23 protein-coding genes are annotated in these 21,481 nt (G+C 56.1%); 11 read left to right on the forward strand and 12 right to left on the reverse strand.

Annotated elements, in window-relative coordinates:
* Positions 1-8: 8 nt before the first annotated feature.
* Positions 9-389, reverse strand: coding sequence for a hypothetical protein (locus SJY29_RS10905; RefSeq protein WP_400082813.1), 381 nt, complete (start codon positions 387-389; stop codon positions 9-11).
* A 236-nt stretch (positions 390-625) separates the two neighbouring features.
* Positions 626-880 carry a GlsB/YeaQ/YmgE family stress response membrane protein gene (locus SJY29_RS10910; protein WP_110278456.1) on the reverse strand — a complete coding sequence of 85 codons (255 nt, stop codon included), beginning with the start codon at positions 878-880 and terminating at the stop codon, positions 626-628.
* 44 nt (positions 881-924) lie between these two features.
* Here SJY29_RS10910 and SJY29_RS10915 point away from each other — a divergent pair, with 44 nt between their 5' ends.
* From SJY29_RS10915 to SJY29_RS10925, 3 genes are all read left to right on the forward strand, one after another.
* Entirely contained in the window at positions 925-1,482 is a 558-nt protein-coding gene (locus SJY29_RS10915; RefSeq protein ID WP_400082816.1) for a hypothetical protein, read from the forward strand.
* Positions 1,483-1,612: 130 nt separating this feature from the next.
* On the forward strand, positions 1,613-3,013 hold the full coding sequence (locus SJY29_RS10920) for a sensor histidine kinase (protein ID WP_400082819.1): 1,401 nt from the start codon (positions 1,613-1,615) through the stop codon (positions 3,011-3,013).
* Positions 3,010-3,654, forward strand: a complete 645-nt coding sequence (locus SJY29_RS10925; RefSeq protein WP_400082821.1) for a response regulator — start codon at positions 3,010-3,012, stop codon at positions 3,652-3,654. The genes SJY29_RS10920 and SJY29_RS10925 overlap by 4 nt, the downstream gene beginning before the upstream one ends.
* A 10-nt stretch (positions 3,655-3,664) precedes the next feature.
* On the opposite strand, the gene SJY29_RS10930 is transcribed toward SJY29_RS10925, so the two are convergent.
* The 5 genes from SJY29_RS10930 to SJY29_RS10950 form a co-directional block, all read right to left on the reverse strand.
* Positions 3,665-4,183 (reverse strand): hypothetical protein, encoded by a 519-nt coding sequence (locus SJY29_RS10930; protein WP_400082824.1) that lies wholly within the window; start codon positions 4,181-4,183, stop codon positions 3,665-3,667.
* Positions 4,184-4,347: 164 nt separating this feature from the next.
* A complete protein-coding gene (locus SJY29_RS10935) occupies positions 4,348-4,869 on the reverse strand; it encodes a hypothetical protein (protein WP_400082826.1) in 522 nt (173 codons plus the stop codon).
* A gap of 26 nt (positions 4,870-4,895) precedes the next feature.
* Positions 4,896-5,750, reverse strand: a complete 855-nt coding sequence (locus tag SJY29_RS10940; RefSeq protein WP_400082829.1) for a polyphosphate polymerase domain-containing protein — start codon at positions 5,748-5,750, stop codon at positions 4,896-4,898.
* Positions 5,750-6,334, reverse strand: a complete 585-nt coding sequence (locus tag SJY29_RS10945; RefSeq protein ID WP_400082831.1) for a DUF4956 domain-containing protein — start codon at positions 6,332-6,334, stop codon at positions 5,750-5,752. Before SJY29_RS10945 ends, SJY29_RS10940 begins: the two co-directional genes overlap by 1 nt.
* Positions 6,335-7,005: 671 nt before the next feature.
* Positions 7,006-7,272 (reverse strand): hypothetical protein, encoded by a 267-nt coding sequence (locus tag SJY29_RS10950; RefSeq protein WP_110278449.1) that lies wholly within the window; start codon positions 7,270-7,272, stop codon positions 7,006-7,008.
* Between the two features lie 362 nt (positions 7,273-7,634).
* Here SJY29_RS10950 and SJY29_RS10955 point away from each other — a divergent pair, with 362 nt between their 5' ends.
* The 3 genes from SJY29_RS10955 to SJY29_RS10965 all read left to right on the forward strand — a co-directional run bounded on the left by SJY29_RS10955 (position 7,635) and on the right by SJY29_RS10965 (position 12,286).
* Positions 7,635-8,534 (forward strand): LysR family transcriptional regulator, encoded by a 900-nt coding sequence (locus SJY29_RS10955; RefSeq protein ID WP_400088907.1) that lies wholly within the window; start codon positions 7,635-7,637, stop codon positions 8,532-8,534.
* A gap of 84 nt (positions 8,535-8,618) precedes the next feature.
* Complete coding sequence (locus SJY29_RS10960) at positions 8,619-9,377, forward strand: hypothetical protein (RefSeq protein WP_400082833.1); 759 nt, start codon at positions 8,619-8,621, stop codon at positions 9,375-9,377.
* Between the two features lie 680 nt (positions 9,378-10,057).
* Positions 10,058-12,286: a hypothetical protein gene (locus SJY29_RS10965; protein WP_400082835.1), complete on the forward strand. Its 2,229-nt coding sequence runs from the start codon at positions 10,058-10,060 to the stop codon at positions 12,284-12,286.
* Between the two features lie 56 nt (positions 12,287-12,342).
* Here SJY29_RS10965 and cynS read toward each other — a convergent pair whose 3' ends face one another.
* From cynS to SJY29_RS10985, 4 genes are read right to left on the reverse strand one after another with little or no spacing between them, the layout of a single operon-like run.
* Positions 12,343-12,810: a cyanase gene (cynS, locus tag SJY29_RS10970; protein ID WP_286163766.1), complete on the reverse strand. Its 468-nt coding sequence runs from the start codon at positions 12,808-12,810 to the stop codon at positions 12,343-12,345.
* Positions 12,811-12,827: 17 nt separating this feature from the next.
* Entirely contained in the window at positions 12,828-13,727 is a 900-nt protein-coding gene (locus SJY29_RS10975; RefSeq protein WP_400082837.1) for an ABC transporter ATP-binding protein, read from the reverse strand.
* A gap of 9 nt (positions 13,728-13,736) precedes the next feature.
* Positions 13,737-14,570, reverse strand: a complete 834-nt coding sequence (gene ntrB / locus SJY29_RS10980; protein ID WP_400082839.1) for a nitrate ABC transporter permease — start codon at positions 14,568-14,570, stop codon at positions 13,737-13,739.
* 5 nt (positions 14,571-14,575) lie between these two features.
* The gene (locus SJY29_RS10985; RefSeq protein ID WP_400082841.1) at positions 14,576-15,958 is read right to left on the reverse strand and encodes a CmpA/NrtA family ABC transporter substrate-binding protein; all 1,383 of its coding nucleotides are present in this window, start codon (positions 15,956-15,958) and stop codon (positions 14,576-14,578) included.
* A 203-nt stretch (positions 15,959-16,161) separates the two neighbouring features.
* Between SJY29_RS10985 and SJY29_RS10990 the strand changes: the two genes are divergently transcribed.
* The 3 genes from SJY29_RS10990 (at position 16,162) to SJY29_RS11000 (ending at position 19,159) form a co-directional block, all read left to right on the forward strand.
* A complete protein-coding gene (locus SJY29_RS10990; RefSeq protein WP_400082843.1) occupies positions 16,162-18,009 on the forward strand; it encodes a sigma-54 interaction domain-containing protein in 1,848 nt (615 codons plus the stop codon).
* A 66-nt stretch (positions 18,010-18,075) separates the two neighbouring features.
* The gene (locus SJY29_RS10995) at positions 18,076-18,678 is read left to right on the forward strand and encodes a hypothetical protein (protein ID WP_400082845.1); all 603 of its coding nucleotides are present in this window, start codon (positions 18,076-18,078) and stop codon (positions 18,676-18,678) included.
* A gap of 157 nt (positions 18,679-18,835) precedes the next feature.
* Positions 18,836-19,159 (forward strand): arginine transporter, encoded by a 324-nt coding sequence (locus SJY29_RS11000; protein ID WP_400082846.1) that lies wholly within the window; start codon positions 18,836-18,838, stop codon positions 19,157-19,159.
* On the opposite strand, the gene SJY29_RS11005 is transcribed toward SJY29_RS11000, so the two are convergent.
* Positions 19,116-19,544 (reverse strand): low molecular weight protein-tyrosine-phosphatase, encoded by a 429-nt coding sequence (locus SJY29_RS11005; protein ID WP_400082848.1) that lies wholly within the window; start codon positions 19,542-19,544, stop codon positions 19,116-19,118. The two genes, SJY29_RS11000 and SJY29_RS11005, sit on opposite strands and share 44 nt — an antisense overlap.
* 106 nt (positions 19,545-19,650) lie before the next feature.
* On the opposite strand from SJY29_RS11005, the gene SJY29_RS11010 reads away from it, so the two are divergent.
* Positions 19,651-20,322, forward strand: a complete 672-nt coding sequence (locus SJY29_RS11010) for an NAD-dependent deacylase (protein WP_400082850.1) — start codon at positions 19,651-19,653, stop codon at positions 20,320-20,322.
* Between the two features lie 39 nt (positions 20,323-20,361).
* Positions 20,362-21,387, forward strand: a complete 1,026-nt coding sequence (meaB, locus tag SJY29_RS11015; protein ID WP_400082852.1) for a methylmalonyl Co-A mutase-associated GTPase MeaB — start codon at positions 20,362-20,364, stop codon at positions 21,385-21,387.
* The last annotated feature ends 94 nt before the right edge of the window (positions 21,388-21,481 follow it).

Raw genomic sequence — 21,481 nt, forward strand, 5'->3', positions numbered from 1 at the left:
GACCGTGTTCAAGTGCCAGATTGGTTCTGGTTTTCATTCTGGTTCTGGTTCTGGTTCTCGTTTTGGTTCTGGTTCTGATTGCCGCCACTAGGATCGATCGGATCAACCGGATCGACAATGACCGTCCCATCAACACCATCATCAAGTTCGACAATGCGCGGGGCAACAACCACAGCCTGGCCGCTGTTGATCACATCACACAAAGGCAGCTCTGCCGTGTAAACGCCACCAATCGGAACGTTGCCCGGACGGCAGGACGGATTGCCCAGTTTGTCGAAAGTCGGCTCGGCATAGATCACCATCGCCACGGGTTCCGGTTTCGGCGAGCAGGCAGCCAGCAGGATCATTGCGCCGACACTCACACCGGTGAACAGATTTGATTTCGTCATGTGTTTTCCTTTTCACGCATCATTTGCCTTTGGTTACAGCGCGAAACATCCACCTTCGCTGTCTGCAAGGGCGTGCTGTTTTCGACCTGTCGAGAGGTCGCTGCAAGAGCAAGATAACACCGTGACTTCGCGCCGGATTGACATCTATCAACGTCAAAATGCCACAAAACCAAGGCTGGCGCGTGTCGATGTCGCCGCCATCATGCCGACACGAAACCACCTTTTATGGCTGGCGCTTAGGCGCGCTTTACCAGCCGGATGAGGAACAGAAGAATGACGGCGCCAAGTGTGGCGTGGATAATATTTCCGATCAAACCGCCACCCATACCGAGACCGATCACAGGGAAAATCAACCCTGCAACAAAAGCACCCAGAATACCCACAACGATATTGCCCAGCAAACCAAAGCCGAACCCCCGGATGACCTGCCCCGCCAGCCAACCGGCGATTGCGCCGATGATGATGATCACAAGAATGCTTTGAATACCCATGGTTCTGTGCTCCCAATTCCAACCGCAGGATCGCGGTAAAACCCATGATACCATCAGTCATCACAGAAGTCCTTGCGTTCACGCAAAATGACACAAGCGTTGTAATCCTGACGTCAAGTGACTACGTCGAACTAACAAGAGTTGCGGTTTTCTCCGGTCCGGATGCGTCGGTCGCCAGAGCGGACCAAAACTCTCCCATCAAACAATTTGTCTGTCAGACCCTGTTTAGGGTTCTGATGTCTGGGAATGCTACCGATTTCATCGCATTGGCTTACGCTCTTGCGATGTATGCCGCCATTCCAGACACCCTGAACTGCGCAAGAAACGAGCGCGTCCGGACAGAGGTGGATGGCCCTATAAGGAGAGACCCAATGGCGAAACTTACGAAGACCTCTGTATTCAAAGAACAGCCCACCAGACCTGAAACCACGATGGACAAGACAACACGCGTTGTGCGCAAAATGGTGGATGATGAAGCTGAAGAGCGGCTTGCCAAACTCACCCGACTTCGGAACGCGCGGCTTGAACGGGAAGCAAATACGCCACCAAAAGAAGTTGCGGTGAAGCGGACTGCGCGCGCCAAGGCCGCACCTAAGGGATAGGACACACCGCAAGGTACGCTTCGCGATCAAGGCACAGGGCCTCGCAGGTTCCGCCTGCCTTGTGAAAAAGGTGCCACCCTTCGGACCTAAGTCCATGTTCACGCGAAAAATTCCGTCCTAAGGTCCTCACATGAGTATCGTGCGAAATACGTGGCGTTGGCAGAGTCTGACGTTGCCTGGCCAATTTCTATTGGCCGGAGCAGCTGTCATGGTCATTGCGACCTTCTTTGTCGAGATGTGGGTTTCGCGACAGATCGAGAATGCAGTGGTTCAGAACTCCGCAATCTCTGCAGCTTTGTACATGGAAAGCTTTATCTCGCCCCTCAGTCAGGAATTGGCGGAAACCGACACTTTGTCGCCACCCGCAAGACAGGCGCTGGCAGAAATATTTGAAGGCACTGCGCTGGGGGAGCGTGTTGTGTCTTTCAAAATCTGGGCCGAGGACGGACGGATCATCCATGCCTCGGACCCTGCGCTGATTGGACAGGTCTTTGAACCCTCAGAAGACCTGCGGCGCGCATGGCAAGGCGAGATCGCAGCCTCGTTTTCGGACCTCGATAGTCTGGAAGATGCCGCCGAGGCCGCATTGGGGGTCCCCTTGCTGGAGTATTACAGTCCGATCCGTCAAAGCTGGTCGGGGGACGTCATCGCTGTGGCCGAGTTCTATGAAGACGCGACGGTGCTCAACAGTGATATCACGCAGGCGCATCGGACCAGCTGGCTCATCGTTGGCGGCGCCTTTTTGGCAAGTGGTGTGCTGTTGTTCGGGATCGTCCAAACCGGGGGGCGGACTATTCGCAGGCAACGAGCCGAATTGCGCGAACAACTGGATAAGACCCAGCGAGTGTCTGCCCAAAACGCCGATCTTCGCCGCAAGGCTGTTGCCGCATCAGCACGTGCCACCGCCCAGACAGAGCGCGCCATCCGCAGGATCGGATCCGACCTGCATGACGGCCCCGCCCAATATCTGTCCTTGGCATCACTGCGACTGGATAGTGCATTGGGCAATCAAAGTACGCCCACAACTGATGCTCCGCTGGTACGCAAATCCCTTGATATGGCCCTGGATGAGTTGCGGATCATTTCGCGGGGGCTCGCTTTGCCGGATCTTGACAACCTTGAGATTGACGCGCTGATCAACCGGGCCGTCAAAGACCATACCCGCCAGACCGATTTGAAGATCACCGTCGCGCGGCATGACGACCAGATCGTAAGACTGAACTACGCGCAAAAGCTTTGCGTCTTTCGTTTTCTGCAAGAAACACTCTCGAACATCAGCCGACACGCGGGTGTAAACAACGCGATGATCACGGTTGATGCCACAGATCATTCACTATCGATTACTGTTGCTGACGCTGGTCAGGGGTTTGACACCGCAAAAACCCGCCAAATCCGGGATGATGGCGGTCAAGGCCTTTTCAGCCTGACCGACCGTGCCGAGAGCATCGGCGGTCAGTTGGAAATTTCTTCGACGCCTGCGGGCGGCACGAAACTGATACTCACACTACCATTTGAAGAGAACACATTATGACTATTCGCGTTATTCTCGCAGATGATCACCCCATCTTTCGTGAGGGGTTGGTCAACAGCATCGAAGAAACCGGTGAATTCGAGGTGGTTGGCGTAGGTGGTTCCGCAGATGAAGCTGTGGCACTGGCTTTTCAGTACAAACCGGACATTGCCTTGCTGGACCTTTCAATGCCGGGCAACGGCATCACGGCGGCACAGCGGATCAGCGATGCGGGCTCCGCCGGGGCGATCGCAATGCTGACAGTGTCAGAAGACAGCAATGATGTGACAGCCGCAATGCAAGCAGGTGCGATGGGATATCTTCTGAAAGGTGTTTCTGCCAGTGAACTGCGCGAGGTATTGGGCAAGATCGCGCGCGGCGAGGCCCATGTCTCGCCCGGGTTGGCGGCACAAATGCTGCGGGTGATGCAAAATGAGGCCAAACCTCTGCGGCAACCCATCGACGAACTGACAAAGCGCGAAGAAGATATCCTGCGCGGCGTTGCTGTCGGGAAGAGCAACAAGGAAATAGGTTCAGAGCTCAATATACAGGAAAAGACCGTCAAACATTATATGACGATCATCCTTGGCAAACTTCAGGCCCGAAATCGCGTGGAAGCGGCGCTCATTGCACAAGAGGCCTGGGGCAAAAGCCAGTCTTAGGGTCCTGAGCCTAAAGCCCTGCTGCGTCGCGCATGCGGTCGAGATCGTCAAAAGTGGCACGACGGTTGACGACTGTTGCGCCGTTGGGGTCCGTCAAAATGTAGCGCCCATCCCTGATCTTTTCGTCCCACCCATTTGGATAGCGCAAGTGCAGGTTCTCAGGTGTCGCCCGGCCGCGATCTGAAGCACCGTTTTCCGAACTGCCGCTATTCGTGCCAAAGCCGTTTCCTTCATCGTCGTCATCTCCGCGACTGCCACCGCGGTCATCGTCATCGTCTTCGTCATCATCTTCGTCGTCGTCTTCGTCGTCATCTTCGTCGTCGTCTTCGTCGTCATCTTCGTCATCATCGTCGTCGTCATCGTCATCATCATCGTCATCATCATCATCGTCATCATCATCATCATCGTCGTCACTTGCACGCGCGTAATCGACAGCAAAAACCCATTTGCCGTCTTGCTGCTGCACACTCACAATCGGAAACGGCATCAAAAGCAGGGCCGCCAGAAATATCTTGATGATCTTTAACATCGCCCTTGTCTGTTCCGCCTTGAATATTGTGGAAAACTTGTTCCGGCCCCTTTTATAGCCTTGCTTGGATGGTGAGGCATCAGACGTAGGTCTGACAATCACCGACACATCGCCCCCGGCGCAATCGGTCTTGTTAATCGACGGGGACGAGATGCCAAAGCGTGCTAGCGTGTCGTCAGCAGCCCCTCGGGCATGTCACGCAGGTTTGTTCCGTCAAAATCAATCGACCGGTAGACGCCATCGGTGATGTAGACAACGTTCAGGGCGCGTCCGCCGTTCTTTTTGTTTCGCACCAAAACAAATCCATGCGTTGCTTGCGCCGCAGCATTCAGAAACGCCTGCGGATCAAAGCCAGCGGGGTTGGTGATCGGCGTAAAGCGAAAGCGCCCCGCGCGCGCACCCCAGTAAGCCGCCGCTTCAAGATGGCGTGTGGTCAAAGGCTCAACGGCGTCATAGCTCCGGCTGCGCGCACGGTCTTTGAAAACAAAGCTGATGTCACCTGTCCGTGTATTGATGCGGCAGTTCGAGATTTCATCCGTGCGAAACCCGTTGCGCCCGTCATTCGAGGCGATCACACAATCGACTGTTCCAGTATTTTGGGCCTGCAGTGGTGCCGCATGAAGCGTCAACATCACCGACATCACAAGGCCTGCCATCTTGCCGGCAATTGGCGAAAAAATTGTCATGTTCTCTCTCCTGTTTAGATCTTGCATCAGGCGGCAACCACCTGTCCGGCACCCGCCCAATGCGTGTGCTGGTCGGTCCGGATTTCGGACCAATTTCCGATTGTGGGGTTTGGTGCTGTCAGCCCCAATTTGCGCAGGGTTGGCAAAAAGCGGTTATAGCGTGAAACCTGGCCGGTCGCGGCCATGCCGATACAGTATTTTGAACAGCGCTTGGTCGGGCGTTCACCCGCCGTGCGAAGCAACCGATCGGCGAGACCACGGCCGTTTGCAGATTTCGTTTCAACAATGAATACCGCCGTGCCTGTCGCACAGCGCTGGCGCTTGGATTGAAACCGCAGATCGGTATCGATCGTCATCCGCTCGCCGCCAGATTTCGCCACCAGCGTCATACGCTGGTACCGGATATCAAGCGCAGGGTGCAGGTCATATTCAAACGCCTTGTCGTATTGCCGGCTGTAGGTCCCTTTGGCAAACTCCGATGCATCCGGCGTCAAGGCTGCGCGCTGGTTGATATCGTAAGGCATCCGGTATTTTTCGGTCATGCCGCGCTGGCCTTTGACCTTCACCTCCAAAAAGCACAGGCCCGCATCGACATAGTTGCGCACCCGCACCTTAAAGCCGCGCCGTCTGCCCTGATGGTGTTCGAAATAGGCGCTACGTCCGGCGTCATCGAAATAGCGCGTGTCATATTCAAAGGCGCGCTGGGAATTGATATCCAGTACATCAAAGGCCTCACGCAGTTGTGGAACAAGGCCGAGGAGCTGCTCGGCGCGCACCACATATTTGTTGTCGATGCGGGCCATCATCTCGGCTTTGGTATTCAATTCCTCCAACGAGATCGGGCGAAAGGATTGCGTGAATTGGGAAATATGCGCGGTCATCAGACGTTTCCTTCTGTACGGTAGAAGACATTCAGACGGGCGAGATCATTGACGTAGTTCAACTCGATCACTTCGAAGTTCATCACCTCGACGCCCAGCCGCTCGGACAGGTCGCGGCGCATTTTGACGGGGTCGGCCAGCACATGCGCTTCAATCCGGTCCAGCGTCAGCTTGGCACTATCCGCACTTTGCAAAATCCGCGGGTGATCCAGCAGCCACGCCGCGGTCAACACAAAAACAACGATCAAAGCGACAAGTCCCAGCCCCGTACCAAGTACCGAACAGATGACCGCGATGGCGATTGACCCGAAAAAATAGCTGATCTCGACCTTGGAAATGGTCTCGGAGCGCAGGCTGAAAAGCGCAAGGATTGCAAACAGACCAAACCCGGCCGCGATGCTGAACTCGACGCTCGACAAAATGGTCAGGACCGAGAAAGCAAAGATGTTGAACATCCCTGCGGTGGTCGCCAGTTCCTTGTTCCGATAGCGGCGGTAGAACATGCCGAACATCAGGCAGAGCATCGCTGTCGCGTTGATCATGAACCTGATGGCTAGCTCAACAAGGGGGTCAATCGGGGTCATCTCAGTTTCCTTCACAGTTTCCGAGCACGCTTCGGGGTGCCATAAATCTGTTACAAAACTGTCATGTTCGGAGTTTACGCGGCACGGCCATCGGTCCAGTCATGTTTCAGACCTTTGGCTGAGACATGTTCAGACCATGTGCCATGAATTGCTCAGTGCGGCAGGGGCACTTTAAAAACCAATGATTTCAATTGCCTATGCTGTCACCGGATATGCGCCCGCGTCGCTCACACCAGCACAATCTCATTGATGTATGATTTATCATCCATCAATGTATGAAAAATACACCTATGACGTTAGAAATTTAGAGAATTGTTTTGGGCTGCGGGAAAGGCGAAAACTAAAGCTGTCGGACACGTCTTGTTTGTGTTCGGTGGGTAGTGAGTGGGTGTAGTGAGTAGTCGCATCCAATCGATGTGTTTAACGAGTGTCTGTTTGTGCCTTCGGGCATATGTTTGATTTGACGGTGCCTTTTGGTGTGTGAGGCCACTGGCACCGCCAAACATCAAGCGACAGTTGTGCGTATATAGTTGCTGGTTGGTTTGGCGATAGCCGCTGATCTGATTTTTTAGAACAGTGCCCGTTCAGGGCGCTGTTCTTTTTTTTGCCTATAGCCAAGCGGGATCCGCCCGTCAGCGGGCATATAAACCAGCAAAAAATCGGGAATGGGATTAGGCGGCAGCAGAAGACGCCAGATCAATCGCCCGCGAGAGCGCCTCGTTCGGACAGTGAAATGACACGCTGGCCGCACAAACCTGCCGTTGGCCCGGCCCGACCTGAAACAGCCCGGAACAGTATGCACCATCGGCAATCTTGGTCGCGCAGGGAACCCATTTACCACCAGGACCTTCAACCTTCTTCCCGACCAGCACGTTGACAGATCCGGGCGGCGGGCTCGAAAGCGTAATCGTATAATCAATCAAATTGGCGACGTGCATGACAGCTCCCTTAGCTGCCTCGATTTTTCAAACCAAAATGGCCAAAGGATGGCGACACTTGGGATTCTGATCGCCATCGCGTCGTATTCCAGCTTGCAGCAATGGGCATACGCGCTTTGGTTTAGAAGGGGGTTCACTCCACACCTTTAGGGCGTGCAGACTAGGAACATCTGTTCTACAAACAAGGCGTCTAGCAAGAGATTCTTCTCGAAAAAGCTATATTTTGGTCCTCATTTGTACACCGTTGCGATTCATACAGTGTCTCAATTACGCGTATAGATTGATCTGTTTCGTTTAAATTTAGAAAGACATCCGGAGGCACCTTGTACCAGTCGAAGAACAACACTGGCGTCACAGTTGACATGCTACGTGCATTCGTTTGCTTGAGCAGACACTTGAATCTGTCTAAAGCAAGCGACGAGCTTGGCACGACGCGCCAGACTGTCCGACGACACATCACTGATCTTGAGGTGATACTGGAGCAGAAACTCTTCGAGGTGGTTGATCGTCAGTACGAGCTGACGCCGGAAGGGTCTGAAAGAATCGAGGAAGCCCAAAAACTGATTTTGCAGTTGGACTCATGGGCAGGACAGTCTGCCTTGACAAAGAAGACTAAGGCCGGACTTGAAAAGCTAGAATATACTGACAAGGAAGGCAGGTCTTTTCATTCGCAACAGCATCCAGTTTCACAGATAGCCATAAATGGCCTGCCTCTGATGAAGAGTGCTCTGATGGCTTGGGGAAATGCAAAAACACAGATCGAACATGAAGCGATGGACGAAATTCGGCCCTATATGGTACTCTTTCGAAAGGTGCCAGCGGGATGGGTCTTTGTCCACGTCGGGAAGGAATCGGCCTATGCACGCTGGTTTGGTTGGACTTGGGCGAGCAGCGCCATCGGAAAACTCATAAATGAAGACAATGTTGGCGACGAATATAACGAATTCATCGGTGGTGCATACTCAAGGATCTACGATGAGGGTGGCGTGCGCCTTGATCACATCTTCGCACATCTGCCAAAGGACGGCGGCCAACCTCATCCTGGAACATTCCAAAGACTACTTCTGGGGGGGGTGTTCCCCGACGGTACACCCGGACTGATATTGATGGCATCTATCACTGAGCAGGTTGAGATTGACGCTTTGTCCGAAGCTGATCGCCCGAAAATTGATGCAGATATGATCATGGATACCCTGCCTGCGCTTTCCAACTCAGTGACTCAATTGCCACAACCACGGAAAGCATCACACTCGATATTGTGACGTCGCACCAAAAAAGACTACACAGTATTAGGCCGAAAAGGCACTGTGTTGCGAAAAGCGCAACGATAGATCGAGAGGCAGGACATGTCGGCGCGCAGTATTTTTGGCATGATAATGAATGTGTCGCGCATTATCCAAGAGCTTGAAAGCCTGGGAATGCGCATTGAAGTTGGTGATGATTTTTCACTCTACCGATATTATCGGAACTCATGTTCAGGTCGCGGCGGTTTGTATCCAATCTTCGACACAGCGAGTTCGTTCATCGATGAAACAAACGGTTTTTGGATTTGTGGTTTCAATGATGATGATGAACTGGTGCACACGCAGGCCGTGCGGTTGCTGGACCTTACCAAGATGTCACTTGGCAAGCATTTGGATATACACCGCCATAAATATATCACTCCTGATACGACCCCGGATCCTGATCTAACATTTTACCAAGGACCTGAAGCGCTCAAGATGGTGACTGGTAAGGTCGGCTATTGCGGTGATTTCTGGCTCCCCTCGCGCGGGCTAGGCGGGCCGCGCAGCCAAGGTGCGACCGGGCTATTGTCGCGTTTGCTGTTTGAAGTTTTGCAACGAACATGGCAGCCCGACTTCGTTTTTGCACTGGTTCCCAAACAACTCGCAGCCAAGGGCGCACACTTACGATATGGTTATAGCCATTGCGAGCCCGGAAGATGGATTGGACCGGACCGACAAGTGACCGATGAAGATTATCTGATCTGGATGAATGCAAACGATATCAATAACATACTTGCGCGAGACGTCCGTTCATTGTGTAGAACTGATCAGGTTTCTTCAGTCCATATGTCTGTCACATCAATCAATTCAACGGGATAATCTGGCGACGCGCGCCAGCTCGGAATTGGCCACATCATTCATCACGCTCATTTTCGCTACAAAACAAGCGTTTCCACACAGCAAAAGACGCTGCCTCGTCCGGGGCAGCGTCTCGCTGTGAGTAGTAAACAAGTGGGTGTAACCGTGGTGAGGTACGATTGGTTTTAAGTTGCTGTTCGATTGCGGCAAAAATTGGATGAAACGGTGTCCTTTTTAGCCGCCACACGCAAAAAGCGATTTTCACATATTCTCTTGCGCCTCTAAAGCAGACCTTCGCCCCACAAAGTGGCAAGATATAAGTAATTGATATTGATAAGATAATATAAATATAAGCTGCTCCTGATAATGTTGTCGCCTTACTCCGTCATCCCCTCGCACCGAGATATTTACGTCAACACCAATGACATAAAACAGATCGCAGAATCGTCATAATGACGAAAGCATCACCAGAATTGGTCTGATCAGCCGAGGGACGACCAAGGGAATCGCGTCTTTGGTGTACTTTGTTTGCATGGCCCGCGCAGAGCATCCCAAAATCAACCCTTGCGATTCGGCTATCATATCGCCGGACAAGGCAATCTGGCATCGCCCGCGACCTGCGGATTACTACACTGCCAGCTATCCGCGCGACCCGATTGGCGCTAGTCTCGAAGGGACTGCGGCAAAGAGAAGGCTCAGCCATGAAACGACAATGCATCGCGCTGCTTGCAGGGCTGCTTTGGGCCCCTGCTGTCGCAGACACCCCCGGAACATGGGATTTCCAACCGGGACAAGACGGATTCTCCGACGCAGCACTGCTTGATCTGTCTTATCTCAACGAAGCGATCGCAGGTGAAACCGGCTTCATCCGGCGTTCGGACGATGGGGCCGCTTTTGTGCGGGGTGACGGGGCGCCGATCCGGTTCTGGGCGCTGAATAGCTATGCCGCCCGTAATGGTTTGGCAGCACTCGAAGACCACGCGCGCTTTCTGGCCAAACGCGGCGTCAACATGGTGCGCCTGCACGGGCAAATCCCGCAAGCCGGACAATCAGGTGGCACGCTTGAAGAAATAGACACAGCCGAACGCGACCAGCTCTGGCAACTGGTCGCCGCGATGAAACAGGAAGGTATCTACGTCACCTTCAGCCCCTACTATCCGCACCTTGTGCATCCAGAGGCCGCCCGGCGCTGGCAAGTACCCGTCGACAGTGAGGGGCTGACGGGGATGATCTATTTTGATCCGGTCTTGCAAGAGGCTTACAAGGGGTGGCTGCGCGAGACACTGCTGCCCGTAAACCCGTACACCGGTCTGGCGCTCAAGGACGATCCTGCGCTCGCAATCATCCAGATGCAGAACGAGGATTCGCTTCTGTTCTGGACCTTCAACAACATCAAGGGCCGCGAGGCCGCACTGCTTGGCGCCCGCTTTGGCCAATTCCTTGTTGGAAAATACGGTTCGCTGGCCGCAGCGCGGGATGCGTGGGGCAATGCTGCGGTACCCGGTCCGATTGCCGACATGCGCGACAATTGGGACAGCGGCGTGATCGCACTTTCCAATATCTGGCACCTGACACGCGATGCAGACCCGGGCGAAGCAGCAGCGCGACTTGCCGATCAAACAGAATTCCTGACCATGATCATGCGCGACTGGCACGCCGAGATTGCCCGCTTCCTGCGCGAAGACATTGGCGCACCGCAACTTTTCAACGCAGGCAACTGGCGCACGGCGGATGACGTTCTCCTCGATGATCTTGAGAGGTACGCCTACACGGCAGGCGATGTGATCGGCGTGAACCGCTATGTCACCGGCCTCCACGAAGGCGAATATGAAGGCTGGGCCATTGTGGCAGGTGACAGATACCGCGAAGACGGTTTGCTGCGCCGGCCTTTGGATCTACCCATCACACTGCGCCAACCAGTCGGTTATCCCTATATTATCGGCGAAACGCTTTGGGTGCCGCCGATGTGGGAACAGTCAGAGGGGCCGGTGCTGATGGCGGCCTATCAGGCCCTGACCGGTATCGACGTCAGCTATTGGTTTGCCACGGGTGAAACACAATGGCGCGCACCGCAAAGTGCGAACGGCTATTTGCCAAGTATCGGCAAATGGCAGCTCGCAACCCCGCAACAGATGGGCGCTTTTCCCGCGGCTGCACTGATCTTTCGCCTTGGGCTCATTGACGAGGCCCCCCCGGTCGTGATCGAACGCCGCCCGCACGACACGCTCTGGGCCCGCGCGGCCCCTCTTGTTGCGGCGCAACAAGGCTATGACCCAAACCGCGATACAGGCATTTTGGGCGCATTGCTTGGAAGCAGCGGCGCGCGACAACCCGACATCAGCCCCTATAGCTTCCTTGCCGGCCCCGTTCAGGTCGATTTTGACAGCGAGACTGGAAATTTCGTGCACCCTGATCTTGCATCGCTGATCGACGAAGACAGGCAGGTTGTCACCAGTCTGACGCGCGAGCTGTCCTGGGATTGGGGTGCGGGTGTCGTCACACTTGATGCGCCCCGCGCGCAAGGCGTTGTCGGCGCTTTGTCATCGGCCACGACCTTTGCCTTGCAGGACATCACGATTGAAAGCGATGCGGATTATGCCAGCATCATCGCGGTGCCGCTCGATGGCCAGCCGATTGCTGATACTTCACGGCTATTGGTGCAGATCAACAGCATCGCACGCCCGACAGGCTGGAGCGCGGAGCCTGCGCAACACGAAAGCGGGCCCGCTTTGGCAGTGACTGCCTTTGGCGAGGCGCCATGGCAGATTGACCGGGTTCAGGCTCAGGTGAGTATTCGAAACGAGAGGCTCTCACGTGCGACAGCCTTGGATGCCAATGGCATGGCGACCCGTGACATCACAGTTTCAAGAAGCAACGGGATACTGAGTTTGGTCCTGCCCGACGACGCACTCTACGTCATCTTAGAGTGACGTTTCCCGTAACAGGCGGATTGGCGCGGCAGGTCAGCCCCGCCGCGCCATGTGTCTTACCAGCTGTTATAGCCGAGGTACTTGCCCGACATTTCAACCTTCACGCGGTCGCCTTTGGGGTTCTCGACGCGGGTGACGGTCATATCAAAGTCAATCGCAGACATGATGCCGTCACCGAATTTCTCCTGGATCAGCGCCTTGAGCGTAGGTCCATAGACGCCCACGATTTCATAAAACCGGTAGATGCAAGGATCGGTCGGAACCGCCTGTTCCCAGATCTTTGTCGGGCTCTCTGCCAGCACAGATTCCGCCTCTTGCGGTAATCCCATGACGCTGACCATCAGCTTGGCCTTCTCGGGCGGAAAAGCATTCATGCCCATCGCTGCGGAATGGGTCCAGACTGGTGACATCCCGATCTTCTCGGCGATTTGTTCCCATGTCAGACCGGCCGTTTTCTTGGCCGACAGGATCATGGCGGTGACGTCTTCTTTGGTCATCATCTCGGTCATTATGAGGTCTTTCATTGTTGCTCCTCCGGGGGTTATTCGTTGACGGCCCGCAGCGCAGGCGGCGCATGCTCGGGTTCTTCGGGTTCGGTCTTGTCGATCCGTACTGGATCAGGGCGATTGCTGCCCCCTCCGGTCTTCTGGCCTGCCATTTCCTTGGACCGCTTGCCGAGAAAGGTGACCAGATGGTTGCGGATCGCGTAGTAGTTGGGGTGCTCGATGATCTCGGTCCGGTTGCGCGGACGCGGGATCGTGATCTCCACACTCTCGGCGACACGGGCATAGGGACCGTTCGTCATCAGCAGAATGCGGTCCGCCAGCAGGATCGCCTCGTCGATATCATGGGTGATCATGAATACGGTCTGTTCCGTCCCGCTCCAGATTTTCAAAAGCTCATCCTGGATCGTGCCGCGTGTCAGCGCATCAAGCGCGCCAAAAGGTTCGTCCAGCAACAAAAGCTTGGGGTGATTGGCAAAAGCGCGCGCAATCGACACACGCTGGCGCATGCCCCCCGAAAGCTGGCTGGGCTTGCGGTGGATCACATCACCCTCAAGTCCGACCATCGCGAGGTATTTGGTCGAATGTTCAATCACCTGCGCCTTGGTCCATTCAGGGTGCCGCGCAGAGACGCCAAAGGTGACATTCTTGAGGGTCGAAAGCCACGGCAACAGGGAATAGTTCTGGAACACAACACCACGGTCAAGGCTGGGGCCTTTCACCTCGGTCCCGTCCATGATGACCACACCAGATGTCGGGTCAGACAATCCTGCGAGGATATTCATGATCGTGGATTTGCCACAGCCAGAGTGGCCAAGGATCACGACAAACTCGCCCTTCTCGACACCAAAGGTGGCATCCTCAAAGACTGTCAGTTCGCCGCCCGCGCCATCAGGGTAGCGCTGGGTCAGGTTCTCGACGCTTAGAAACGGTTTCATATCTTGGTCCTATTCAGCGTAAGAAACGGCGCGCTGGACAAAGCCGAGGGCTGCATCAAGCCCCATGCCCACGACGCCGATCATCAGGATGGAAAAGATCACAGAGGTCAGATCGAGGTTGTTCCACTCGTTCCAGACGTAGTAACCAATGCCGGTTCCGCCCACGAGCATCTCTGCAGCCACGATCACCAGCCATGCGATACCGATGGAAATGCGCATCCCTGTCAGGATCGTCGGCGCTGCGGCAGGCAGGATCACGGTGAAGGCGGTCTTGAGCGGGTTCAACTCGTGCGTCCGGGCCACATTGACCCAATCCTCGCGCACTCCGGCCACACCAAAAGCTGTGTTGATCAGCATCGGCCAGATCGAGCAAATGAAGATCACAAAGATCGCGCTTGCCTCACTGTCCTGGATCACGAAAAGCGCAAGCGGCATCCACGCGAGGGGCGAAATCGGGCGCAATACCTGAATGAAGGGGTTCAATGCTTTGTATGCCAGCGGCGACATCCCGATCAGAAAGCCCAGCGGAATGGCAATAATAGCGGCAAGCGCATAGCCCACCAACACGCGGTAGATCGAATAGCCGATCTGGATACCGATCCCTTTGTCATTGGGACCTGCATCATAGAAAGGATCACTGAGCTGTTCCCAGGCCTTGGCGATCACCTGGCTGGGCGGCGGCACACCCGCTTTGGGCTGGCCACCCCCTGTCAGAAGTTCATATTCCGTCAATTCGCCTACCGCCTTTTGTGCGGGAATTGCGGCCTCCCAGATCAGGAGGCCGACAATAAGCAGGGTGAACGACAGAATAGCTGCACGAAAGTTCAGTGAGCTGATGGGCATTTGCCTTAGCCTTTCTTGATCGCAAAGCTGTCGATATAGGCTTCGGGTTCGTTGTAATCGAACGTCTTGCCCATGATGGTGTGCGACTTGTAGGTGACATCCGGCGCCTCATAGCCCAGATCTTCCATCACCTTCTTGCAGTCAGCGGCCAGATAAACCTGCTCGGCCACTGCCTTATAGTCCACATCACCTTCGATATAGCCCCAGCGCTTCATCTGGGTCAGGATCCATACGCCCATCGAATGCCAAGGGAACGGATCGAAATCGATCCGGTCAGGCACGCGCTGCACCTGCCCCAAACCGTCTGCATAAGTGCCTGTCAGCACCTGCTCGATCACGGTCACGGGCTGGTTGAGATAGTTCGTCGGTGCAATCGCCTCGGAAATCTCTTTGCGGTTCTCGGCGGCTGAGGCGTATTGCGTCGCGTCGATGATCGACTTGAGCAGCGCGCCATAGGTGTTAGGCAATTCCTGCGCAAACGAGAGCGGCGCGGCAAAGGCACAACACGGGTGGCCCTCCCAGATTTCCTTGGTCAGCAGGTGGATAAAGCCGATGCCTTCGAAGACAGCACGCTGGTTGAACGGATCAGGTGACAGATAGCCGTCAAGGTTGCCTGCACGCAGGTTCGCAACCATCTCGGGCGGAGGCACAACACGGATCTGGATATCGACATCGGGGTCAAGACCGAATTCGGCAACATAGTAGCGCAGCAGGAAGTTGTGCATCGAGTATTCAAACGGCACACCGAAGGTAAAGCCCTTCCACTGTGTCGGATCGCGCTTATCAAGGTGTTCGTTGGACAGAACGATCGCCTGACCGTTGATGTTTTCGACGGCTGGCATGATGTAGGGTTCAGCAATCGACCCTGCACCCAGCGTCATCGCCAGCGGCATCGGTGTCAGCATGTGGCTGGCGTCATATTCACCATTCAGCGATTTGTCGCGTGCCACGGCCCAGCCCGCGGTCTTGATGACTTGCGCGTTCAGACCATAGCGTTCGTAAAAGCCCAGAGGCTGCGCCATGATGATCGGCGTCGCACAGGTGATCGGCACAAATCCGATGTTCAGGTCTGTCTTCTCGGGTGGCCCGAGATTGTCCATGATGGCTGCCTTCGCCTGATCCATCGGGAACACCGACGCCAGCGCCGCTGCCATCGTTGTGCCGCCCATCATGCCCATAAACGACCGGCGGCCGATATCGCTTTGGCCAAAGACCGACCGTACGATCGCGCTTTCAACGGCACGTTCCAGCATGCCTTCGCTTGTGGTCAGGTCAGGGCCGCCCTGTTTCTCGACCGCAGATGTAACACATCCGGCGCAACCGCAGTCGGCACCGTGCCGCAGGTCGGTTTCGGATGAATAGGGATTTCCAAGGCTTTTCACTGTCATTCTCGTCACTCCTGTCAAACTTTGGAATGATACTGACGCAGAAAAGGGGGACACTGAAAGCAAGAGGGCGGAAAAAATAAATTCTATAATTTCATTTTATAACAATATGTTAAGGCACCTTCCTACAATCAAAATATTACGATTTATCGTAAATTACGATTTTTCGTATTGCCACATACCCCGATGTCCGCTTCGATTGGAAAATGAACATACAAGACCGCACCCCTGATTCCCGTCTTGCCGGCGCATTCGGCGCAACGCTGATCCTTGATCTCGACACAGACGAGATTCTGGCCGCCACTCCGCAGGCCCATGCGCTGCTCAAAGACCCGTCTTTGGTCGGCTCACGCTTTTCCAATCTCGTGGCAGATGATGTGCCGCACATGATCCTGTTTGTTGATGAAGTCATCTACCGCGGAGAGGCATGGACACGGCGCATTATTTTACGCACCCGCGAAAATGACCGCATAAATTGCGAAATCAACGGCCGCTCTGACGGCAAGACACTCACGCTGCAGATCACCGATCTTGCAGCCCTCGAGCGTCGCGCCGAGGCGGTACAGGCGGCAAGCATGTATAACGGTGGTATTCTGGAATGGCAGCGCGCACAGGCGTTCTTTTCCGAACTCGAACGGCAAAACCAGCTGATCCTGAATGCGGCGGGCGAAGGGATCTACGGGGTCAACGCCGACGGCAAGACAACCTTTGTGAATCGTGCCGCACAGGAAATGCTGGGCTGGACGGATGAAGACCTTCTTGGCGAAGACATCCACACCAAGATCCACCACCACCATCTGGATGGTGAGGTTTACCCGTCGCATGAATGCCCGATCTATCAATCCTTCCGCTATGAACAGGTCAACCGGATCGAGGACGAGGTGTTCTGGCGCAAGGACGGCAAACCCATCCGTGTCGAATACGTCTCGACCCCGATCTACGAGGGCCAGAAACTGGCCGGTGCGGTGGTCATCTTCCGCGACATTACCGAGCGGTGGGAAAACGAACGCAAACTGCGCGAAGCGATGGATCAGGTCGCGGCACTGCGTGACCGGCTCGAACAGGAAAATGCCTACCTGCAAGAGGCCATCAGTATTGAACGCGCACACCATGATGTTGTCGGCCAATCGCCCGCGATCCAGCAAATCCTGCAACGGGTGGAAATGGTGTCGCGCACGCAGGCCAATGTGCTGATCACCGGCGAAAGCGGTACCGGCAAAGCCATGGTCGCCTCGGCCATCCATAACGACAGCGACAGGCGGCGGCGGCCCCTGATCCACTTCAAATGCGGCTCGGTCACGCCCGATATGTTTGAAAGTGAACTCTTCGGCCATGTGCGCGGGGCCTTCACAGGCGCATTACGCGACAAACCCGGCAAGCTGGAACTGGCCCATGGCGGCACGCTATTCCTTGATGAAGTCGCCGATATTCCACTGGAACAGCAAGGCCAACTGCTCGACGCGCTGCAAAACCGCAGGGTCACACGACTGGGCGATGACCGCGCGCGCAGTCTTGAATTGCGTGTCGTCGCCTCCACCAGCCGGAACCTTGACCGCGAGGTGCAGGCCGGACGAATGCGGCCGGAACTCGTGTTCTTTCTGAATGTTTTCCCGATCCACTGCACGCCCCTGCGCGAACGCCCCGACGACATTCCACTGCTGGCCGCGCATTTCCTCAATCTCGTGTGTAAACGGCTGAGCCGCACGCCGCCCATCATCACCGAAGGGACAATCCGCACCCTGCAGCAATACGACTGGCCCGGAAACGTGCGCGAACTGGCCAATGTGATCGAGCGCGGCGCGATCGTATCGCAGGGCGAAAAGCTCGTGGTCGATATCCACCCCGACGCGGCACCCGCCACGCGCAAGATCACGACACTGCTGAGCGAGGCGGATATCGAACAAATCCGCGTCGCCAACACAATTGCCTGCCTGCAGGAAACCAACGGTCGCGTGTCAGGTCCCAACGGGGCGGCAGCACTTTTGGGCGTCAAACCAACAACGCTCTATTCGCGGATCAAGACGCTTGGTCTGTCACCCGACGATTGGGCCTAGAAAAACACACCCGCCACGAAATTCGTGATAGGGGTCAGGGCAGCGCGCAAACATATCGGAACCCAGATGACATCCCCACTCATGAAATTCGGCCAGCCCCGTATCGTCATTGCACTCACAGTCGTACTGGCTGTCGCGGTCGGCGGCCTCGCTTTGTGGCGTACAAATACCTTCTACTTCCTGTCACACCACATGGCTGGCGGCGGGCACATGCACGGTGCCGACGGGACGGGACATGATGAGGTGAACATGCCGGGCCTGCAGGGCCGAAACGCGACACAAGAAGAAAGTAACGAACTTGCGGTCATGTTCCGCAATTTTGAAACCATCACGCGCGAAGTCACCAACCTGCCGGACGGGATCACAACAGTGACACGCTCTTCGGATCCGGAAGTGATGGATCAGCTGGTAAGCCATGTCATTGGTATGATCGCCCGCGTCGAAAACAAGGACGACCCTGAGGTCCTGATCCAAAGCGGCACGCTGGATATCTTTTTTGCGCGCGGCGACGAAATCGACACCGATATAGCCGTCACTGAAGATGGCATTGTAGTGACGCAGACAGCACTGGACCCCATCCTTGTCGCCGCCCTGCATGAACACGCAGCCGAGGTGACTGCAATGTCCGACCGCGGCATGGCTGCAGTCCATGAGATGATGATGCAGTAGCCCCCCCTTTGGCCCAATTGCATCTCCAGAAGACGCGGTGCTGTGCCGCATCGCGAAAATGGATCGTTGCTTTGCACCCTGCATCGGCTAAATTACACCCCAGACGCGAATATGGATCATCCGGGGCAAACCCGGGGGCCGGGCAGAGGATAGGCAAATGCGGTATTTCTTGATGGCAGGTGCTTTGGCATCAGTGGCAGCTTGTGGCGGCGGCAGCCGTGGCGCAACCGGCGATATCTCGCGCGCATGCCTTGACGCAGACCGTCGCGCGGCTTCACCCGCCTTGTGTTCATGCATACAACAGGTCGCCAACCAATCCCTCTCGGGCAGCGACCAGGCCCGCGTGGTCGGCTTTTTCGCAGACCCACAACTGGCACAGGACACACGTCAATCCGACCGCCCCGGTGATGAACGTTTCTGGGACCGCTACCGCGCCTTTACCGATCTCGCCGCCGAGATATGTCAGCCAATAGACGCTTAGCCGCGCGCTCGATCATCGCCAGCGCCCCGTCGAAATCTCTTGTATAATAGGGATCGGGCACATCTTTGTCGGCCAGACACTGGACAGGTGTCACGTTGCCCTTGGGTCTCAGCCTTTCGATATCGGCCTTGTTTTGGCGGTCCATCGCAACGATCAGATCAAAATCTTCAAAATCCATGCGCGTGAACTGCCGCGCCCGTAGTCCGCTCAGGTCATACCCCCGCGTGTGTGCGGCCTCTTGCATCGGCCCGTAAGGGGCATCGCCCACATGCCAGCCGCCGGTGCCCGCGCTATCCAGCGTCAGATGCGGTGCGAGCTTGCGCATCACCCCTTCAGCAGCGGGTGAACGGCAGATATTGCCAAGACAAACAAAAACGATCCGCATTCCTAACCCCTTGTGATGCATCAAACCTAGCAAACCGAAAACGCCGCGACCACAAAGTTGGGTAAAACACTTGCCGCACCGGCCAATTCGCGCCCACACTGCGGGCATGAAGATTACAATTCTGACAGGTGCCGGTGTCTCGGCAGAAAGCGGGCTTGGCACGTTCCGGGATGCAGGCGGGCTTTGGACGCAATACGATCTGAACGACGTCGCAACTCCCGAAGGTTTCGCCCGCAATCCTGCGTTGGTCCATGATTTCTACAATGCAAGGCGTGCCAATTGCGCCGAGGCGTCACCCAATGCAGCGCATGAGGCGCTTGCCGCCCTTGCAGCAGGCGCGCATGACGTCACGCTGATTACCCAGAACATTGATGATCTGCACCACCGTGCAGGTTCACCGGATGTGATCCACATGCACGGGGAACTGATGCGCGCGCTTTGTGCACAATGCGATGCACGCTGGGACGCGCCCCTTGTCATGTCCCCGCAAGACCCCTGCCCCGCCTGCTCCGCAAAAGCCACACGCCCCGATGTCGTCTGGTTCGGCGAAATCCCCTATCACATGGATGCAATCGCCCAAGCGGTCGCGACCGCCGATCTTTTTGTGGCAATCGGCACCTCGGCCGAAGTCTACCCCGCCGCCGGTCTGGTGGAACTGGCACAGGGGCAGACGCTGGAGATCAATCTGGAACCCTCGGCGCGGGCAAACGCATTTGACGCGCATCGCTTCGGGCCTGCCACACAGGTCGTGCCTGCATGGGTGGCAGAGCTGCGCTGAGGGCTGGACCTTTGGCCCCTACCGGATAAGAAAGGTGCCATGAGCAGGACCACAGATATCAAGGCCTTGGCCCAAGGCGTGCAGAGCGGCGACAGACGCGCACTGGCGCGCGCCATTACGCTGGTGGAAAGCGGCCGTGCGGACCACCGCGCCGATGCGTTGTCGTTACTCGAGACGCTGGGCACCGGAAAACAGGCCCTGCGGATCGGCCTCTCAGGCACCCCAGGTGTGGGCAAATCCACATTCATCGAAAGTTTCGGGCTGATGTTAACCGGCATGGGCAAACGCGTGGCGGTGCTGGCTGTTGATCCCTCCTCTGCGCGCTCCGGCGGGTCGATCCTGGGCGACAAGACCCGCATGGACCATCTGGCCCGCGATCCAAACGCCTTTATCCGCCCCTCGCCCAGCCAGACCCAGTTGGGCGGTGTCGCCCGCCGCTCGCGCGAAGCGGTGGCACTCTGCGAAGCGGCAGGGTTCGACGTTGTGCTGATCGAAACCGTGGGCGTCGGACAGTCAGAGACTGTTGTGGCACAGATGGCCGATCTCTTTGTGCTGCTGCTTGCCCCTGCGGGCGGGGACGAATTGCAAGGCGTCAAGCGTGGCATCATGGAAATGGCTGACCTGATCCTCGTCAACAAAGCCGATGGCGATCTGAAGCCGCAAGCGATGCGCACCTGCGCCGACTATGCGGGCGCGCTGCGGCTGTTGCGCAAACGCGCACAGGATCCTGACGGCTTCCCCAAAGCGCTCACGATTTCCGCACTTGAAGTCGAGGGGCTAGAGGCTGCGTGGAAGGAAATGGAAACGCTGATCCAGTGGCGGCGTGACAACAGCATCTGGACGGCCACGCGCGAGGCACAAGCGGCCTATTGGTTCGGCGAAGACGTCCGCAACGGCCTGCTGGATATGATACAAAATGATCCGCAAACCGCCGCCTGCATGAAGGCCGCCGAGGCGGACGTCAAAGCCGGCCGTACCCCGCCCACAGCCGCCGCAGAACAGGTCTTGGGGCCATTGCGTTTGCGGCTTGGTGGTGACGCGGGCAAAACGGGGTCAGAAACCTGACCCTTCACGCGGCAAAGCGGTTGACGGGATCAAGGAATCCGCCTATCTCGCGCTAATCTTATTCACGACCCTGCCGATGCGGGGTCCATAACCC

The sequence above is a fragment of the Yoonia sp. R78084 genome, assembly GCF_044595625.1.
GTDB lineage: Bacteria > Pseudomonadota > Alphaproteobacteria > Rhodobacterales > Rhodobacteraceae > Yoonia.

Excerpts from the sequence above, each read along its gene's own strand:
- SJY29_RS10940 (WP_400082829.1), bottom strand. The coding sequence starts at position 5,750 with ATGACCGCGCATATTTCCCAATTCACGCAATCCTTTCGCCCGATCTCG.
- SJY29_RS10920 (WP_400082819.1), top strand. The coding sequence starts at position 1,613 with ATGAGTATCGTGCGAAATACGTGGCGTTGGCAGAGTCTGACGTTGCCT.
- cynS (WP_286163766.1), bottom strand. The coding sequence starts at position 12,810 with ATGAAAGACCTCATAATGACCGAGATGATGACCAAAGAAGACGTCACC.
- SJY29_RS11005 (WP_400082848.1), bottom strand. The coding sequence starts at position 19,544 with ATGCGGATCGTTTTTGTTTGTCTTGGCAATATCTGCCGTTCACCCGCT.
- ntrB (WP_400082839.1), bottom strand. The coding sequence starts at position 14,570 with ATGCCCATCAGCTCACTGAACTTTCGTGCAGCTATTCTGTCGTTCACC.
- SJY29_RS10910 (WP_110278456.1), bottom strand. The coding sequence starts at position 880 with ATGGGTATTCAAAGCATTCTTGTGATCATCATCATCGGCGCAATCGCC.
- SJY29_RS10995 (WP_400082845.1), top strand. The coding sequence starts at position 18,076 with ATGACATCCCCACTCATGAAATTCGGCCAGCCCCGTATCGTCATTGCA.
- meaB (WP_400082852.1), top strand. The coding sequence starts at position 20,362 with ATGAGCAGGACCACAGATATCAAGGCCTTGGCCCAAGGCGTGCAGAGC.
- SJY29_RS10915 (WP_400082816.1), top strand. The coding sequence starts at position 925 with ATGATACCATCAGTCATCACAGAAGTCCTTGCGTTCACGCAAAATGAC.
- SJY29_RS10905 (WP_400082813.1), bottom strand. The coding sequence starts at position 389 with ATGACGAAATCAAATCTGTTCACCGGTGTGAGTGTCGGCGCAATGATC.
- SJY29_RS10975 (WP_400082837.1), bottom strand. The coding sequence starts at position 13,727 with ATGAAACCGTTTCTAAGCGTCGAGAACCTGACCCAGCGCTACCCTGAT.
- SJY29_RS10945 (WP_400082831.1), bottom strand. The coding sequence starts at position 6,334 with ATGACCCCGATTGACCCCCTTGTTGAGCTAGCCATCAGGTTCATGATC.
- SJY29_RS11000 (WP_400082846.1), top strand. The coding sequence starts at position 18,836 with ATGCGGTATTTCTTGATGGCAGGTGCTTTGGCATCAGTGGCAGCTTGT.
- SJY29_RS10925 (WP_400082821.1), top strand. The coding sequence starts at position 3,010 with ATGACTATTCGCGTTATTCTCGCAGATGATCACCCCATCTTTCGTGAG.
- SJY29_RS10990 (WP_400082843.1), top strand. The coding sequence starts at position 16,162 with ATGAACATACAAGACCGCACCCCTGATTCCCGTCTTGCCGGCGCATTC.
- SJY29_RS10965 (WP_400082835.1), top strand. The coding sequence starts at position 10,058 with ATGAAACGACAATGCATCGCGCTGCTTGCAGGGCTGCTTTGGGCCCCT.
- SJY29_RS10935 (WP_400082826.1), bottom strand. The coding sequence starts at position 4,869 with ATGACAATTTTTTCGCCAATTGCCGGCAAGATGGCAGGCCTTGTGATG.
- SJY29_RS10955 (WP_400088907.1), top strand. The coding sequence starts at position 7,635 with ATGCTACGTGCATTCGTTTGCTTGAGCAGACACTTGAATCTGTCTAAA.
- SJY29_RS10985 (WP_400082841.1), bottom strand. The coding sequence starts at position 15,958 with ATGACAGTGAAAAGCCTTGGAAATCCCTATTCATCCGAAACCGACCTG.
- SJY29_RS10930 (WP_400082824.1), bottom strand. The coding sequence starts at position 4,183 with ATGTTAAAGATCATCAAGATATTTCTGGCGGCCCTGCTTTTGATGCCG.
- SJY29_RS11010 (WP_400082850.1), top strand. The coding sequence starts at position 19,651 with ATGAAGATTACAATTCTGACAGGTGCCGGTGTCTCGGCAGAAAGCGGG.
- SJY29_RS10950 (WP_110278449.1), bottom strand. The coding sequence starts at position 7,272 with ATGCACGTCGCCAATTTGATTGATTATACGATTACGCTTTCGAGCCCG.
- SJY29_RS10960 (WP_400082833.1), top strand. The coding sequence starts at position 8,619 with ATGTCGGCGCGCAGTATTTTTGGCATGATAATGAATGTGTCGCGCATT.